We start from the raw sequence: 18,454 nt of genomic DNA, 5'->3' as shown, positions 1-18,454 counted from the left end.
ATGTACAAGGTGTTTATTGTGGACGATGAGCCATTCATCATTGAAGGTTTATACGATATTGTGGATTGGTCTTCATTTGGTATGGAAATTGTGAGCCATGCAGGTAATGGGCAGGCAGCGTTACAAGCGCTCTCCACTCAGCCTGTGGACATTCTGATCACGGATATATCCATGCCACTCATGAATGGTCTTGACCTGATTCGGGAAGCAAGGCGAGTGCAACCTGAGATCAAGGTCATTATCCTGAGTGGTTTTAATGAGTTCGAATATCTGAAGGAAGGCATGCAGCTGGGGATCGAAAACTATCTGCTCAAACCGATTAATGTGGAGGAACTGGAATCCACGCTGAGCAACACGGCGTCCAAGCTGGATCATACGTTATCACCTCAAGCCGATGATGCGTATGGTATCCAGATTCTAAAAGATAACATTCTTCATCGATGGCTTACGGGACAGATTGCAGCTACCGAATTTGAAGAACGTGCCCAGTTTATGAACCTTTCGCTAGATGCACCTTACGTTGCTGTGGCTGTCTTGCGGGACAAAGGGCAGACAGCTGGCATGTTTGAACGCGTTGAGGAAATGCTGAGAGACAAACGCCATTTGAACGTATTTCATGATATCGATGGAGACATCGTCATTATTGCCAATATTCAGGGTACGAGTGACGAGGAACAGGAGCTAATGGATGGCCTTCAGGCATTATCTGATGCGATAACCCTAACCCATCCGGCGGCACGCATTGGAGCAGGCAGATTGATGAAAGGGTTATACCATGCGCCGACCAGTTATGCGGAGGCCAAAAAAGCACTCCAGTATGTGATGATTTATCCCGACCTTAAAGTCATCGACCATGCCATGCTGGAAAGGTGCGGAAATTCAACGGCGACCTTTTTCATTGAATGGAGGGAGTATGCCAAACTCATTCTATCCCGCAATACAGAACAACTTGCCGACCGGATTCGCATGGATTTTGAACAGCATCGCGATGGGCTTACACCTGGGGAGTTACAGAATACCGCATTGGAAGTTGTGATTCGCTTCAAAATGGAACTGGAGAGCATCAAACACTCGGATGAGTCTGCCATATACCAACAAGGGCTTCAACTTGTACTGGACAGTGGCACTTTTGATGAACTCGTGCGGGCACTTCAGCAGGTTGGGTCGCAGACGATCCAATCCCTATTGCAGGATCTGAAGAATCCGATTGTGAACCAGGTGCTTCAGCATATCGACAAACACTACGCAGAAGAGCTTTCCCTGAAGCTGCTGGGTGCCCATTATCATCTTCATCCGGTGTATTTGGGACAATTGTTCCATAAGGAGACCGGGGAGACATTTGCCGAATATATCAACAAATACCGGATTGAACGTGCGAAGGAGCAACTACGTAATTCCAATCTGAAGGTACATGAGATCGCCCGAAATGTAGGGTATTGGGAGACGGGGTATTTCTATAAACAGTTCCGCAAATATGTAGGGATTTCACCGACTGATTTCAAGGTGTTTGGTTAATTCGGTGACGGGTAGATCCAACCATGCGGACAGAGAGCCAAGAGACATATCGGGAACAGGAATGGCATGGATGAAAATCATGGCATACGTTACCCGGCATGTCTCTTTCATGTAAGCGATTTATTTAAATAGGTACAAAATAGATGCCCAAGGACGATTTCTCTTTAATTTGTACCTCGAAAACTTAAGTTTATCTTCTTTTTGTAAATGCTTTCATTCGATAAGGTTAAAGCAGTTAGTAAGTAGAGCCTAAGGGAACACGAAAAGGGAGGATCAAAGAAATGAGTAAACAAAGAAAACGCTTCTCACTCGTTCTTGCATTGTTAATGGCCGTTACACTTGTTCTTAGTGCCTGTGGAGGAAGCAAAGATGCTTCAGAATCCGGGGGAGCTGGAGATGACGCGGTAGAGTTGATCTGGTATACCATCGGTACCCCTCAGAAAGACGTCAATAAAGTGATGGAAGAAGTGAGCAAGTATACCAAAGAGAAAATTAATGCCACGGTAACGATGAAGATGGTTGACTGGGGTGACTACCCGCAGAAGATGCAGGTTAACGTAGCATCCGGTGAGCCAATGGACATTCTGTTCACTTCTTCTGGTGGATTCGATTATGTACAAAATGCCAGAAAAGGTGCATTCCTCGAACTGGATGACCTGCTTGCTGAATACGGTCAGGATCTTACCAAGACCATTGATCCTGCATTCCTCAGCGGTTCCAAGGTAGATGGACACAATTACGGAATTCCAGCCAACAAAGAGCTGCCACAACAAGAGGTATGGCGCTTTAACCAAATGTTGGTTGATAAATACAAGCTGGATATCTCGGGCGTTCGTACGTTAGACAGTCTGGAGCCTCTGCTCAAAACAATTAAGGAAAACGAGGCAAGTGTAACACCATTTGCCATGGATAAAAACTATGTTCCTTACGTGCCTTATGACTATGTCATTCAGAATCTGCCGATGGCAATCAAGCTGGATACAACAGACTATAAGCTTGTAAACATACTGGAAACACCTGAAATGAAAGAAGCACTTACCACGATGCACAAATACTACAAGGCTGGTTATGTGTCGGCAGAAGCGGCAACAACAGGTTCCACGAACGACCTGACAACATCGGGTAACTGGTTCCTGGATCGTGCACAGACTCAGCCGCTCGCGGACAATCAATGGTCTGCAAGTTACGGTTATCAAGTCGTTTCCACACCTGCAAGTGAAGCAATTATAACAAATACATCTGTACAAGGTTCCATCATGGCCATCTCGGCGAACTCGGAATATCCGGAGAAAGCGATGGAATTCCTGAACCTGCTCAATACAGATCCTGTGCTGCGTAATATGGTGGACTCCGGTATTGAGGGCACACACTACAAAAAAGTGGATGACACACATATGGAAAATCTGCCTGAATCGAAAAACTACGATATGCCTTCATACTCCCTTGGGAACAACATGCTGCTCTATCTGAACAGCAATGACCCGGATAACAAATGGGATGAGTTCAAGAAGTTTAACGCTGAAGGTGTCAATTCCCCGATCCTCAGCTTTAACTTTGATGCAAGCAATGTATCGTCCGAACTGACAGCGGTACAGAACGTGAAAGAGCAATATTGGGCAGCACTGATGACAGGTACACTGGACCCGGCAGCCAATCTGGATCAAGTGATTGAGAAGTTCAATCAAGCCGGACTGGAGAAAGTAATGGCTGAAGCCCAAAGCCAGCTGGATGCCTGGAGAGCGGAAAACAAGTAACAGTACATCGTAAGGATCGGGCGGCTGCTTATCGCGTCCGGTCCTTTTTCATTCAAGCCTGAAGGAGGATATCCACAATGACTACATTTTTGAAAAACCTGATTAGAAACCGAGTCATGCTGCTCATGGTGCTGCCAGGCGCCATCTGGTTCTTCTTCTTCTCCTACTTGCCACTTGTGGGCACAGTGGCTGCTTTCAAAGAATATCGATTCAGCCGTGAAGGGTTCTGGGCAAGTCTGATGAAGAGTGAATGGGTTGGTTGGGACAATTTCAAATTCCTGTTCAGCACAAGTGACGCATGGCTCATTACACGCAACACCCTCTTTTATAACATCGCCATTATCTTCCTGGGACTGGTATTTGCTGTGGCATTGGCAATCCTGCTCTCGGAACTAGTGAATAAACGACTCGCCAAACTGTATCAAACCGGCATGTTTCTGCCGTATTTTCTATCCTGGGTTATCGTTGGTTACTTCGCTTTCAGCTTCTTGAGCATGGACCGCGGGATGTTGAATCAGATTATCGGCTGGTTTGGGATGGAACCGATTCAGTGGTACTCTGAGGCAAAATATTGGCCGTATATTCTGGTATTCGTAGCGTTATGGAAAACCATCGGGTATAGCAGCGTTGTCTATCTGGCTTCCATACTGGGGATTGATAAATCACTCTATGAAGCAGCCATGATTGATGGAGCAAGCAAATGGCAGCAGATTCGTAATATTACGATTCCGTTGCTGTCACCCATCATCACGATTATGACCTTGCTGGCAGTAGGCCGCATTTTCTATGCCGACTTTGGACTGTTCTATCAAGTCCCAAGGGATTCGGGAACGTTATACTCCGTGACCAATGTTATTGATACGTATGTATATCGAGGTTTAAAAACTAGTGGTGAGATCGGCATGAGTACAGCAGCGGGATTGTATCAATCCGTGGTGGGCTTTGTGCTTGTTATTATCTCCAATTATGTTGTTCGCAAAGTAGATAAAGACAGTAGCCTATTCTAGGACAGGGAAAGGAGTGAACCACTATGGCTCAAGCAAGGCTCGTTAAAAAACGCGACTTCCACCACGTATCCAACGGATGGAACGTGATCATGAACATCATCGCCGGTCTATTTGCTCTGATCTGTGTATTTCCTTTTATATTTGTAGTTATCATCTCGTTTACAGACGAGAAAGCACTGGCCCGTGATGGGTATCGTCTGATTCCGGCAGAATGGAGTCTCGCGGCATATCAGTTTGTCTGGCAGAGTGGGGACACGCTGCTGCGGGCGTATGGAGTTACCATTCTGGTGACGGTACTTGGTACCATCATCAGTCTGATTCTCATGTCGCTGTATGCGTATGCGATCTCCCGCAAGAGCTTCAGGTATCGGAGATTTTTCTCCATCTTTGCAATTCTGACCATGCTGTTCAACGGCGGGATGATTCCAACCTATATGGTCGTATCCCAGCTGCTTGGATTGAAAGATACGTTATGGGCACTGATTCTGCCGCTGGCGATGAATGCCTTCTATATTATGATTCTGCGTACATTCTACTCGACTAGTGTACCGGATGCAGTCATTGAATCGGCGAAAATTGATGGCGCTGGTGAGTTCTATACCTTTATGAAAATCGTGGTTCCACTTTCCTTGCCGGGACTGGCAACCATCGGGTTGTTCAGTACACTCGGTTACTGGAATGATTGGTTCAATGCGTTATTATATATCGATAATCCGAATCTGGTACCGCTGCAATCCATGCTGATGCGGATCGAGTCGAGTATCCAGTTTATCCAGCAGAACTCTGCTAACAGTTCGATGAGTCTGGCAGCCATGCAGTCCATTCCGCAGGATACGTCCCGAATGGCGATGGTTGTGCTTGCTACGTTGCCGATTATATTCGCTTATCCGTTCTTCCAGCGTTATTTCGTACAGGGTCTGACGGTGGGCGCGGTCAAAGAATAACCGGATCACGTTATAGGATTGGAGAGATGCAGATTGATGACTTACAAGGACCAAAGCAAATCCGTAGAGGAACGGGTACAACACCTGCTTAGCCTGATGACTACGGAAGAAAAGGTAGGCCAACTTACGCAGCCATTTGGCTGGCAAACATATACGAATGATCAAGGGAACATCACGTTAAACGAATCCTTTAAACAGCAAGTGGAAAATGGGGGCATCGGCTCCCTTTACGGTGCGCTTCGGGCAGATCCCTGGACTGGCGTTACACTGGAAAATGGACTGTCTGCCAGAGAAGGTGCTGAGGCGGTCAATCTGATTCAACGTTATGCAATAGAACATTCCAGACTGGGGATTCCCATTCTGATCGGGGAAGAGTGCTCGCATGGTCATATGGCTATTGACGGAACGGTCTATCCAGTTCCTCTTTTATTGGGGAGCACCTGGAATGTGGATTTGTATCGGGAGATGTGCCGGGCAGTAGCACGGGAGACACGTGCTCAAGGTGGTGCGGTCACCTATTCTCCGGTACTGGATGTTGTGCGTGATCCGCGCTGGGGACGTACGGAGGAATGTTTCGGTGAAGATCCGTTTCTCATTGGAGAGCTGGCAGTTGCTTCCGTAGAAGGGCTTCAGGGTGAAAGTCTTGACCGTGGAGATACAGTAGCGGCAACGCTGAAACATTTTGTTGGTTATGGCAGCTCGGAAGGTGGACGTAATGCAGGGCCTGTACATATGGGCTGGCGCGAACTGCTGGAAGTGGATCTCTATCCATTCCGCAAAGCGGTGGAAGCTGGCGCTGCGTCGATCATGCCAGCGTACAACGAAATTGATGGCACGCCTTGCACCGTGAATACGGAATTGCTGGAAGATGTACTGCGTAAGGATTGGGGCTTTGACGGTCTGGTCATTACGGATTGTGGTGCGATCAACATGCTGGCAAGTGGGCATGATGTCGCGGCAGATGGAATGGAAGCTTCCGTACAGGCGATTGAGGCAGGCATCGATATGGAGATGTCCGGTGAGATGTTTGGGCAATATCTGGTGCAGGCGGTGGCAGAAGGCAAGCTTGATGTGCAGGTTCTGGATCAGGCTGCTTCTCGCGTGCTGGCGTTGAAGTTCAGACTGGGCTTATTCGAACAGCCTTATGTGGATGCAGATCGTGCAGCAGAAGTGATTGGCAGTGAAACTCATGTTGAGCTGGCACGCCAGTTGGCAGCGGAAGGTGTTGTACTTCTCAAAAATGAGGCTGACACGCTACCTCTATCGATAGCAGATGTGGGCCAGATTGCCGTGATTGGTCCTAATGCAGACCAGGCTTACAATCAACTGGGCGATTACACATCTCCGCAACCGAAGTCGAAAGTGGCAACGGTACTGGATGGGATTCGCAGTAAGCTGGCTAATCATGTGGATGGGCAAACGGAGAAGAGTTCTGTTGGTGCTTTGACTGGTGACAGCAGTACAGATCAGGTTCTTTATGCACCAGGCTGCCGGATCAAAGGTGATTCGAAAGAAGGATTCGAGCGTGCCCTTGAAGTTGCCAGCCAGGCAGATACAGTCATTATGGTGGTTGGTGGCTCCAGTGCACGTGACTTTGGAGAAGGAACGATCGATCTGAAAACGGGAGCTTCCAATGTGTCCGATAACTCCTGGAATGATATGGAGTGTGGCGAAGGGATCGACCGGATGACGTTGGGTCTTGCCGGAGTACAGTTGGAACTCATTCAGGAGATTCACAAGCTCGGCAAAAAACTTGTCGTTGTTTACATTAATGGTCGTCCCATCACTGAACCTTGGGTGGATGAACATGCCGATGCAATTCTGGAGGCGTGGTATCCGGGCCAAGAGGGCGGGCATGCCATTGCAGATATTTTATTCGGTGATGTGAATCCATCGGGTAAATTGACGATCTCCATTCCGAAGCATGTCGGTCAGTTACCGATCTATTATAACGGCAAACGGTCCCGAGGCAAAAGGTATTTGGAAGAGGATTTGGAGCCACGTTATGCATTTGGATACGGACTGAGTTATACCACATATGAGTACAGCGAACCGAAGCTGAGTTCTTCGTCCATGACAACTGATGATTCAGTTAAGGTATCGGTGAATGTGACCAACACCGGCCGTTATGCAGGTGCAGAAGTTGTACAGATGTATATCTCTGACGTGGTCAGCTCACTAACTCGTCCGGCCAAGGAACTGAAGGGGTTTGCAAAAGTGAACCTGGAGCCAGGAGAGACACAGACCGTGGAATTCCGAATCGGAGCCGAGCAACTGCAGTATATTGGTCGTGATTTGAAGCCTGTCGTTGAACCGGGACAATTCCATATTCATATCGGCAGCAGCGTTAACGATACGCAAATAGCCGAACTGACCGTAAGGGAGGCGTAAGACGTTGGAACGTATCAGACGATTTATTCGCGAGTTGTCCGAACATCAGTGGCTGGAGCAATTACAGCTGCGCAGCTGGGATATTACCCGCGCTTATTATAATGTGCCAGGACAGTATGAGGATCAGGGTGAGTACCCCGAAGGGAAAGATTTTGAGCGTTTTCCGAGCAAACAGGGAACGACTTATTTTTTCAGAACACGTTTGGAGATCCCTGCTACATGGCAGCAAGCAACTTATGGGCTTGTATTTGAGACAGGCGGAGAAGGCTTGCTTCGGGTAAATGGGCACTCTTATCAGGGTCTGGACCGCAATCATACCTACGTCACGCTTGATCCATCCAAAGTTGGAACCAATCCCGAACTGGAGATCGAGATGTTTGATCCGGTACCTGAACCTATAGACCCGTTGAATCAACAGGCGGTTATTCAGCCACCGATCACATCAATTACGAGCCTGCTGGTGAGACCCAATGAAGCGGTTCGTAGTCTGATGTATACCGTCATTATTGTGCGTGATTCGGCTGTGTTGTTACCGGAAAGTGACTTTCGGCGGGTTCGCCTGTTAGAACTGGTATATCGTGCGATGGATCAATTTGTAGGCATGTCAGCAGAAGAGATTGAGCAGGGAGAGGGTATTTGTCAGATTGAGAATAATCTGAAGCATCATGTGCGTGAGATTGGCGGAAACGCGGAAGGTCTGGAGCATATGGTGGGACAGTCCCATATTGATATTGCCTGGCTGTGGCCTGTACGTGAGACGGTACGCAAAACGAGCCGTACCTTCTCCACTGTAGATGCACTCATGAATGAATATCCGGACTATGTTTATTCCCAGAGCCAACCCTTACTATATGCGTTTCTGAAGAAGCATGATCCCGAGCTGTACGCGCGGGTGAAGCAGCGGATTGTAGAAGGCCGCTGGGAACTGGTGGGCGGCATGTGGGTTGAGCCGGATCTGAACATCCCGAGCGGGGAGTCCCTCATTCGCCAGATGTTGTATGGTCAGCGTTTCTATATGGAGGAGTTTGGCAAGACATCACAGATTGAATGGCTGCCGGATACATTCGGGTATTGTGCCTCCCTGCCACAGATTTTGAAGCATGGCAATGTGGAATATTTCATGACAACAAAGCTCGGATGGAACGACACAAATGTGTTTCCATACGATCTCTTCCACTGGGTGGGCATTGACGGCACACCGATCCTGTCTTACCTCAATCATGGTGTTAACGAGCATACGTTGCCGAAGGACATTCATGATCACTGGCAGTCCTACCGTGAGAAAGCGGCTCATCCGGAGCATATGCTTCTATACGGACACGGAGATGGCGGCGGTGGCGTAACACGCGAGATGCTGGAGTATGTGAATCGCGCAGACCTGATGGTTGGACAGCCTGCGAGCCGATATAGCACAGCTGGAGCTTTCTTTGCCGGGATTGAAAAGGAGCAACCTGTACTGCCGAAGTGGCATGGGGATCTGTATCTGGAGTTACATCGGGGAACCTACACGACCCATGCGCGCAATAAGCGTAACAATCGGAAAGCGGAGGTTCTGTATCGTGAAGCCGAGCTGTGGAATACACTTGCTCTTCCAGATATGGAGGCAGATGCAGAAGCTGAAGTGCGTTCAAATCTGCATGACGGCTGGAAATTAATTTTGCTGAATCAATTCCACGATATTATTCCGGGATCGGCGATTACGGAATCCTACGTCACTTCGAATGAAGAATATGTACAGGTATTTGAATTGGGCAGAACCGGACTGGATCAAGGCATTGCAGCATTGACTACGGGTATCAACACAGAGGGACCGGAAGGTTCATTAGCCTATGTTGTATTCAACAGCCTGGGCTGGAAACGGAGTGCAGTTGTTCAATTGGCTGTGCAGGATAGCTTGGATCGCTACGGCATCGATGAAGAAGGTCAGCGCTTGCGGATGGATCGGGAGGATGGCAGCATGTCTATTCTCGTGACAGACATTCCGGCGTTTGGATATAAGACGATTTGGCTGGTACCGGAAAATACAAGGGAAACGAATGTACGGGAAATGACGACCCTTGCCGCACAACCAACCTTTAATGATACATGGGATACCGCCTTTTATCATGTGCAATTCAATGAACGTGGGGAGATCACCCGTCTGTGGGATAAGACCGCGGAGCGTGAGATGTTGAAGCCGGGTGAACGAGGCAATCAGCTTCACTTCTTCCACGATCGTCCAACCCTATGGGATGCATGGGATATCGACAGTCGTTATGAGGAACAGATTGCTGGCGAAGTGGAACTGTTGGAGAAAAAGCTGGTGCTGGCGGGTACAACGAAGGATATCCTGCGTTTCCGCTGGAATCTCCATCAATCGGAAATCACACAAGATATCGTCTTTTATCATGACTCACGGCGAATTGATTTTCAAACACAGGTGAACTGGAACGAAAATCACAAACTTCTGAAAGTTGGCTTCCCGATTGATGTGGTGACCTCCAAGGCCACATTTGAAATTCCATTTGGCGCACTGGAACGTCCAACACATCGCAACACAAGCTGGGAACAAGCGCAGTATGAAGTCTGTGGACATCGCTTCGCAGATGTGTCCGAATATGGATACGGCGTGAGCCTCCTCAATGACTGCAAGTACGGGTACGACGTGCAGGGAAGCACTATTCGTTTGTCCCTACTGCGTGCACCCAAATGGCCGGATCGCACAGCCGATCTGGGAGAACATGAATTCACGTATTCCCTATATCCGCACGACGGAGACTGGAGAACTGCACACACCGTACGTCAGGCAGCTGAGCTGAATCATGAGGTGACGGTACAGCAGGTGAACCAAAAGGGTCAGATACAACAAGAGCAACAGATAGAGCAGGTACAGCAGAGGGAAGAAGTACAGCAAAGCACAGGGACTGGAGTTGATCCAATTGCAGATGCAACTGCAATTGCGGCACCTGTACGTCCAGCAACAGGCTCCTGGATTAACTTTAATAGTAACCATGTTATTCTGGATACCGTCAAAATGGCAGAGGATGGACAAGGCACCGTGCTGCGTTTCTATGAATCCTCAGGCAAACGCGAAGACATCACATTGCAATGGCCACATGCCTTTGAGCAAGCCCATCACTCCAACGCACTCGAAGAACCGGTTCAACCACTGGCCCATACCAATGGCCAGATTACACTATCTTTTAAACCTTATGAAATACAAACCGTGCTACTGCGGTAAACCTTTTTGAAATATTTTTGAGCTATACATGTTCAACTAAAAATTTACACGATAACGGAGAGGACAGAAAGAATTCGAAGAAGCGAAGCGTTCGCCTTTATCCCCAGATTTTACCCTCTAGAAAAGGGAATCAAAAAAATCTGGGGATAACAGCGATCGGAGGATATTTCTGACCGCGCAGTGGTCCCGTGTAAATTTTTTGTTTCATCCTGTATAGCTACACCATTCAATTTGTTTAAGGAGTTGCACTCATCCATGGAACAGTTCAGATTACCCAAAATACCCATGCCACCTGTTGCCTTGCCACAATCCATTCAGGCCGTGCTCGAAGAAGCAGAACAGAAACTGGCTCACCGACCAAAACTGCTTCAATTATTCAAAAACTGCTTCCCCAACACTATCGAAACAACAACCAAGTTGATGGAGGACGGTACGACTTTTGTGATCACAGGAGATATTCCAGCTTCCTGGCTGCGTGATTCCGTGGAGCAGGTGGTACATTACATTCCGTTTGCAAAAGAAGACGAGGACCTGCAACGCATTATTGGCGGGCTGATCAAACGTCATATCCAGTATGTACACATCGATCCATATGCTAATGCCTTCAATGAGACGGCCAACGACTGGCACTGGAACACCACGGACGAGACCGAGATGTCACCTTGGGTGTGGGAACGCAAATTCGAGATTGATTCATTATGTTTCGTTGTGCGCCTGGCCTATTTATATTGGAAGGAAACCGAGCTAACCGATATTTTCGATTCAAGCTTCAAAGCAGCGATGCGTAAAATCGTGGACCTGTTCAAAGTCGAACAGTATCACATGGAACAATCTCCATATCGCTTCACTCGTAATAACGGTATCCCAACAGATTCCCTGCGCAATCACGGAAAAGGTATGCCAGTCAATTACACGGGGATGATCTGGTCCGGTTTCCGTTCCAGTGATGATGCGTGTGATTTCCACTATAATATCCCTGGCAACATGTTCGCGGTTGTAGCTCTGCGTCAGATGCAGGAGTTTGCCGAGTGGGTGTTCCGGGATATGGAACTTTTGCAGGAATTGAAGGATCTGGAGCAGGACGTGGATCACGGCATTCAGTTGTACGGGATTTATCGTCATCCGGAATTTGGACCGATCTATGCATACGAGACGGACGGTTATGGCAACCATTGTCTCATGGACGATGCGGGTACACCGGGACTCATGTCCATTCCATATCTGGGTTACGTCACAGCGGATGATCCGATCTACCAGAATACGCGCCGTTTTGCCCTGAGCAAAGAGAACCCGTTCTATTATGAGGGCAAGGTTGCCAAAGGGATTGGAAGTCCGCACACCCCACCAGATTACATCTGGCATATGGGATTGTCCATGCAAGGACTGACTGCGCAGTCTGCCGAGGAGAAACTGGAGATTATTCGCATGCTTGAAGCGACAGATGCAGATACAGGTTATATGCATGAAGGCTTCCACGCCGATGATCCAACGATTTTTACACGAAAATGGTTTGCATGGTCCAACAGCCTGTTCTCCCAATTGGTCTACAGATCGATGAAGGATGGCCTGTTATGAGTATCCAACCTAATGATAAAAAGCTGATTATCTTCGCTGATCCTGCGTTTCCGATGGAAGGTGCTTCTCCAACTCATGAGGCTCTGAATACATGGAAAGCAGTCGAAGAGATCACCGTTGTAAACGCCGAAGAACTCGCAGAGGCTTTGAAGACCACAGCAGGTGAAGGATGTCTGGTCAATCTGCATGCACCCTATTTTCCCAAGTCCGCCTGGACGGAAATTGCAGCTTACCTGCATCAGGGCGGGAGCCTGATTAGTGTTGGTGGTGCGCCCTTCAAACGTCCAGTTCGATATAAGAAAGGGGCATGGGTCGTAGAGTCGGAGCAGACCGCATATCACCAGGAACTCTATATTCATGAGGCACTGAACGTATCTTCTGCCAATGTGCAATCGTACACGTCATCCGAACAGATCCCGCTTCTCACTGGGAAAGAGGGGCTGTTTGAGAAGGCAGATACATGGAATTTGGTTCCACATACAACCAAAACAAGTGATCTGCCTCACCAGATGGGTTCATCCGGCCCGATGAGTACGCAGATTTACCCATTACTTCGTGGCATGAGTAAGGATGGACGCAGTGTCGCCGCTCCGGTCGTTCTGTGGGAGAATTCCCGCGGGACTTTCGTTGGTTCACGCTGGATGTTTGTGCATCTGCCGCTGACCACCTCATTCTGGACGCAGGATGGCGCTGATGAGATTGTGAAGTGGGCGCAATTCTGTGCGCAAGGTGTAACCGAGTTATCCCTGAAAACAAATTATGCTTCGTACGAACCAGATGAGCGGGCTGTACTCACACTGCAAGGCCAGATTTTACAGCGAGCAGGCAATAGACTTATCGAGTCCGAGCTGTGGACGTTTGACATAACGGTCGAGCATGAAGATCGCACAAGTGGCACGACAGAGAAGGTATGGAACCATCGATTGGAGATGGAACTTTCCGGTGAGCAGCGTTTCGAACGCATACTTCTCCCGGTTTCCATTGAAAGTGGGCTGTATCGGATCATATGCCACGCGCAGGCACCTGACGGGGAAGTTCGGACCTTGCGTCAAGGCTTCTGGGGACAAGATGCAGCACTGCTGGCAGAAGGAGAAGTGATTAGCCGCAGCAGAGATTATTTTGTAAAAGACGGACGTCCTCTGCCTGTTGTGGGCATGACCTACATGACCTCCGATGTGGCAAGGAAATTTCTGTTTCTGCCAAATGCGGATGTTTGGGATCGAGACATGGCTCAGATGGCCAAAGCAGGCATCAACTGGATTCGGACGGGAATCTGGACCGCCTATCGCAACATGATGCAGGTGGACGGACATATGGCAGAGGATGTGCTTCGTGCCATTGATGCATTTATTTTAACGGCGAAACGCCACGGCTTACAGGTCACGTTCACCTTCTTCTCCTTTACACCGGAGACATGGGAAGGCACGAATCCGTATTTGGACCCGCAGAGTGTCGAGGCTCAGAAACGTTTTATCCGCAGCATCGTAAGTCGTCACACGCACACAACGCATGTGGACTGGGATCTGATTAACGAGCCATCGATGTTTGATCCAGTACGTATCTTCTCAGCTGGCCCACGCTCGGCGAGGGATTCGTATGAACAGCAGGCTTTTGTCGAGTGGCTTCAGCAACGTCATGAGACGATTGAAGCGTTGCAGGAGGCATGGAACATGTCGCCGAAGCAGCTCCCCAACTTTGCAGCCGCGGTGATCCCAGAGGCGGAAGAGATTAATTTTGATGTACAGGACATGCACAAGGCCAAAAAAGGAACACGCTGGCTTGATTATTGTCTTTTCTCCATGGAAATGCACAATGTATGGGCTAGAGAGCTTGTAGGTACGATCAAGGATCTGGTGCCGAATCATCTGGTCACCGTGGGACAGGACGAAGCCCTTGGTGCGCAGCGTCCTTCACCATTCTTCTATGAACGTGAAGTGGACTATACAACGGTGCATTCCTGGTGGTTAAACGATGATCTGATCTGGGATGGCATTTTCGCTAAAACGCCACATAAGCCAAATCTCATTCAGGAGACGGGCATCATGTATGTGGAAACCCCGGATGGACGAGCCAAACGTACGGAAGAAGAGCTTCGTGGCATTCTCGAACGCAAGTACGCCTATGCGTTCTCAACAGGCGGCGCAGGAGCGGTGCAATGGATCTGGAACACCAACTTCTATATGGATAATGCCAATGAGTCTCATATCGGAGCCTTGCGTGCAGATGGTACGGAGAAACCGGAGGCGGATGTATCTTATGATTTTGGCCGATTCATGCATGGCATTCGTGATCTCTTTGAAGACCGTGAGCTGGAGGATATTGCAGTGGTTTTCCCGTATTCCAATGACTTCTCCAACCGTTCCCTGGCCTATGATGCCACTACGAAGCTTACTCGTGTGATGTCCTATGATCTGAAACTGCCATTCCGTGCGTTATCCGAATATCATCTGGAAGCGTTGGAGCAGCAGCCGCCGAAGCTGATTATCGTGCCGAGTCCGCACAATATGGACAGCGAGGCACTTCAACAATTGCTCACGTTTGCGGAGAAGGAAGGTACAAGTCTGCTCATTACAGGGCCGCTGGGACTGGACGCATACTGGAAGGCAACTGACCGGGCCGATCATATCGTAGGCAAACGCAGTCTTGGTAACGTACACCGGGAAGAACTGCTGAATATTAACGGAGTGAATCACCGGGTGACCTATGGACGGCGTCGTATCGCCGAGGTGGCAAAGGAGACTTTGCTTCATGGGGATAATGGTACACCAGATGAAGTACACGTTCTGCCTTTGGGCAAAGGGAAATTAATCTGGACTCCACTGCCAGTGGAGTTAAACGGACGGGATGAACCACTTGCTGAATTGTATCGTTATGCAACCGAGATTTCGGGCATCGAACAGGAGTTGGAATGGATATCTGGCGGAGATATCGCAGGGATCTATGGCCGGAAGCTGAGTTTTCCAAAAGGGAATCTGTATGTATTTGTATCGGAATTTGCCTTGAACCATGAAGTTCACGTGAGAGATCAACGTACAGGTGTATCGTACTCGTTCCAATTGGAGAAAAATCGTTCGGTGCTGTTTGCGACAGATGCTTCCGGAAAGCTGACTGCGGTGTATCGCCCTGATGAGGTTGAGATTGTACAACAAGACGAAAGAGGTGGGATAACACGATGACCAAACGGACAAACAAGTCGAAAAGAGCACATATTATTTCGCATACCCACTGGGATCGGGAATGGTACTTGCCGTATGAGAAGCATCATATGCGTCTTATTCAACTCGTCGATTCACTGTTGGATCAGCTTGATGAGGGATCGGACTACAAAAGCTTTTATTTGGATGGACAAACGATTATCATCGAAGATTATCTTCAGGTTCGCCCGGAACAGAAGGAACGACTGGAGAAGCATATCCGCAATGGGCGGATTGTGATTGGGCCATGGTACATTTTGCAGGATGCTTTTCTGACGAGCGGAGAAGCCAATGTGCGCAACATGCAGGTTGGTCATAAAGATGCCAAACGTTACGGTACACCTTCGAAAATTGGTTACTTTCCAGATACATTTGGATTGGTCGGACAGACTCCGCAGCTGATGCAACAATCAGGCATTGATAATGTGTTTTTTGGTCGTGGTGTGAAGCCTACGGGATTTAATAATACGGTATCGGATGCCGGATATGAATCAAGCTTCTCGGAGCTGATGTGGGAAGGGCCAGACGGATCGAAAGTGCTCGGCGTATTGTTTGCCAACTGGTACTCCAACGGAAATGAAGTTCCAGTAGACGAGGAATCGGCCCGCAAGTTCTGGGAAACCAAGCTTGCAGATGCCGAGAAATATGCATCAACGAATGAGTTGTTGTACATGAACGGATGTGATCACCAACCGATTCAGCGAGACCTGCCAGAAGCGATTCGTATGGCTGAGCAATTATATCCCGATATCGAGTTTGTTCACTCGAATTTTCCGGATTATCTGGAAGCTTTGAGAGCATCGGCTGAACATGAGCTGTCCACGGTCAAAGGCGAACTGCGCAGCCAACGTACCGATGGCTGGGGAACTCTGGTGAATACCGCCTCGGCTCGTGTGTATCTGAAACAGATGAACCAGCTGGGCCAGACCATGCTGGAAAAAGTGGCTGAACCCCTGGCATCCTACGCTCATCTGCTTGGACATGCCTATCCACATGATCAACTGACCTATGCCTGGAAAACGCTGATGCAAAATCACCCGCATGACAGCATCTGTGGATGCAGTGTGGATGAGGTGCACCGTGAGATGGTGACACGGTTTGATAAGAGCCGTCATGTAGCAGAGGCTTTAATTGAAGAGAGCACCAGCCAGATTGCTACAGCTGTCGATACCTCCATATTTGAGCGTTACGGCGAAGGTGCCCGACCTGTTGTGGTGTTTAATACAACGGGTTGGGAACGCAGCGGTGTAGTTCAGATGGAACTGGACGCGGCTCGAATGTATTTCCGGGATGGATATACATTGGAGGAAATGGCGGCACAGATGAAAGCCGTTGACCTGTCAGATCGCATACTGGTAGATGAAGATGGTAATCACATTCCATGTACGGTGGAGGATCTGGGTCTGCAATTTGGCTATGATCTGCCAGATGATCGCTTCCGTCAGCCGTATAGCTGTCGGCGCGTTCGTATTCGTTTTGAAACAGAGAATGTAGCTGCATTTGGCCTGAAGACGTATGCTTTGGTGAACTCAGTGGATCATGCTAAGAGTGGTACTCCGTCGAAAACGAATATGCTGTTGCGTGGTGAACGTGGCATGGAAAATCAACATATGATCGTCACGATTGCAGACAATGGTTCATTCACACTCACAGATAAACGAACAGGTCGGACTTTTAAAGAGCTCGGCGTGTACGAAAATGTGGGCGATATCGGCAATGAATACATGTTCAAGCAGCCAGAGAACGAAGTGGCGCGAACAACACGCGAGCTTCAGGCAGAGATTCGGGTCCTTGAGAATACATCATACTTGGCCTCATTCGAAGTAATTCATCATTGGGAAATACCGGAGTCTGCGGATGAGATGCTGGATCAGGAACAGCGAGAACTGATTTATTATCCACATCGCAAAGCCCAGCGTTCAGCGAAAATGACTCCACTTCAGATCCGTACAGTGATATCGCTTAGTCGTAGTGGAAAAGGTGTCCAGGTGGAGACAACCTTCAACAATCAGGCGAAGGATCATCGGGTGCGTGCTCTTTTCCCAACGGATCTTGTATCTGCTGTTCATCATGTGGATTCCATGTTCGAAATTGCAACACGTGATAACAAGCCTGCACCGGAGTGGCAAAATCCAAGCAATACACAGCATCAACAGAATTTTGTAGATGTAAGTGAACAAGACGTCGGATTGGTCGTTGCCAATCTGGGCCTGAATGAATATGAAGTCCTTCAAGATGGACGTAACACGGTTGCCGTAACGCTGCTTCGTGCGGTTGGCGAACTCGGAGACTGGGGTTTGTTCCCTACACCGGAAGCACAATGCCTTGGTGAACATACATTTCAGATCGAGATCATTCCGCATGATGGAAATGGTGCAGCATCAGGTGCATATATCGAGGCCTATCAGTTCCAGGTTCCTTGGACGCTGGCACAAACCGAAGTACACCCGGGTTATCTGACACCTAGTAACACACCATTTGCATGGCAAGGAGACGGATTGGCGTTTTCTTCACTCAAGGTAAATGAGGATTCCGGTGATGTGATGCTACGCTGGTTCAATATGACCACCAACTCTGCCACGTTAAATCTTGCTGCATCACAGGCGAATCCACAGCCATTCGAAACGGCATACAAGAGCAACATCTTGGAGGAAGAGGGCAAAATGCTCCATTCTCACAGCATAGAAGAGGCATCGACATTATCATTTGCCAGCAAGGAATGGAACATACAGACAGGTTCATGCGAGATCATCACTGTTGGCTTACGGCTCTAATAAAGGTTGTTCAAAAGGCCGAAAAACAGACTTTTGACCACGCACTAAAAGGTACCGGACTGCAAGTGTGCTCTAAACTA

Annotated in this window: 9 protein-coding genes; all 9 read left to right on the top strand. The window is 48.5% G+C overall.

What is annotated here, in order from left to right; all coding sequences use genetic code 11:
* The 9 genes from MKZ13_RS25205 to MKZ13_RS25165 all read left to right on the top strand — a co-directional run bounded on the left by MKZ13_RS25205 (position 1) and on the right by MKZ13_RS25165 (position 18,374).
* Positions 1 to 1,515, top strand: a complete 1,515-nt coding sequence (locus MKZ13_RS25205) for a response regulator transcription factor (protein ID WP_221821010.1) — start codon at positions 1 to 3, stop codon at positions 1,513 to 1,515.
* 281 nt (positions 1,516 to 1,796) lie between these two features.
* On the top strand, positions 1,797 to 3,269 hold the full coding sequence (locus tag MKZ13_RS25200; RefSeq protein ID WP_036605779.1) for an ABC transporter substrate-binding protein: 1,473 nt from the start codon (positions 1,797 to 1,799) through the stop codon (positions 3,267 to 3,269).
* 77 nt (positions 3,270 to 3,346) lie between these two features.
* Complete coding sequence (locus tag MKZ13_RS25195) at positions 3,347 to 4,276, top strand: ABC transporter permease subunit (protein WP_036605780.1); 930 nt, start codon at positions 3,347 to 3,349, stop codon at positions 4,274 to 4,276.
* Positions 4,277 to 4,299: 23 nt separating this feature from the next.
* Positions 4,300 to 5,220, top strand: a complete 921-nt coding sequence (locus tag MKZ13_RS25190) for a carbohydrate ABC transporter permease (protein ID WP_221821009.1) — start codon at positions 4,300 to 4,302, stop codon at positions 5,218 to 5,220.
* A gap of 36 nt (positions 5,221 to 5,256) precedes the next feature.
* A complete protein-coding gene (locus MKZ13_RS25185) occupies positions 5,257 to 7,611 on the top strand; it encodes a glycoside hydrolase family 3 N-terminal domain-containing protein (RefSeq protein WP_221821043.1) in 2,355 nt (784 codons plus the stop codon).
* Positions 7,612 to 7,615: 4 nt separating this feature from the next.
* Positions 7,616 to 10,831, top strand: a complete 3,216-nt coding sequence (locus MKZ13_RS25180) for an alpha-mannosidase (protein ID WP_221821008.1) — start codon at positions 7,616 to 7,618, stop codon at positions 10,829 to 10,831.
* A 255-nt stretch (positions 10,832 to 11,086) separates the two neighbouring features.
* A complete protein-coding gene (locus MKZ13_RS25175; protein WP_339179104.1) occupies positions 11,087 to 12,406 on the top strand; it encodes a glycoside hydrolase family 125 protein in 1,320 nt (439 codons plus the stop codon).
* A complete protein-coding gene (locus MKZ13_RS25170; protein ID WP_339179101.1) occupies positions 12,403 to 15,582 on the top strand; it encodes a beta-galactosidase in 3,180 nt (1,059 codons plus the stop codon). The genes MKZ13_RS25175 and MKZ13_RS25170 overlap by 4 nt, the downstream gene beginning before the upstream one ends.
* The gene (locus MKZ13_RS25165) at positions 15,579 to 18,374 is read left to right on the top strand and encodes an alpha-mannosidase (RefSeq protein ID WP_339179098.1); all 2,796 of its coding nucleotides are present in this window, start codon (positions 15,579 to 15,581) and stop codon (positions 18,372 to 18,374) included. The genes MKZ13_RS25170 and MKZ13_RS25165 overlap by 4 nt, the downstream gene beginning before the upstream one ends.
* The last annotated feature ends 80 nt before the right edge of the window (positions 18,375 to 18,454 follow it).

This window comes from Paenibacillus sp. FSL R5-0701 (genome assembly GCF_037973995.1).
Classification (GTDB): domain Bacteria; phylum Bacillota; class Bacilli; order Paenibacillales; family Paenibacillaceae; genus Paenibacillus.
Note: the sequence above shows the minus strand (reverse complement) of the source record. Positions and strands in the feature narration are given on the sequence as shown.

What these genes read in the sequence shown, in the direction of transcription:
- MKZ13_RS25205 (WP_221821010.1), top strand. Translation starts at nt 1, where the DNA reads ATGTACAAGGTGTTTATTGTGGACGATGAGCCATTCATCATTGAAGGT.
- MKZ13_RS25200 (WP_036605779.1), top strand. Translation starts at nt 1,797, where the DNA reads ATGAGTAAACAAAGAAAACGCTTCTCACTCGTTCTTGCATTGTTAATG.
- MKZ13_RS25195 (WP_036605780.1), top strand. Translation starts at nt 3,347, where the DNA reads ATGACTACATTTTTGAAAAACCTGATTAGAAACCGAGTCATGCTGCTC.
- MKZ13_RS25190 (WP_221821009.1), top strand. Translation starts at nt 4,300, where the DNA reads ATGGCTCAAGCAAGGCTCGTTAAAAAACGCGACTTCCACCACGTATCC.
- MKZ13_RS25185 (WP_221821043.1), top strand. Translation starts at nt 5,257, where the DNA reads ATGACTTACAAGGACCAAAGCAAATCCGTAGAGGAACGGGTACAACAC.
- MKZ13_RS25175 (WP_339179104.1), top strand. Translation starts at nt 11,087, where the DNA reads ATGGAACAGTTCAGATTACCCAAAATACCCATGCCACCTGTTGCCTTG.
- MKZ13_RS25170 (WP_339179101.1), top strand. Translation starts at nt 12,403, where the DNA reads ATGAGTATCCAACCTAATGATAAAAAGCTGATTATCTTCGCTGATCCT.
- MKZ13_RS25165 (WP_339179098.1), top strand. Translation starts at nt 15,579, where the DNA reads ATGACCAAACGGACAAACAAGTCGAAAAGAGCACATATTATTTCGCAT.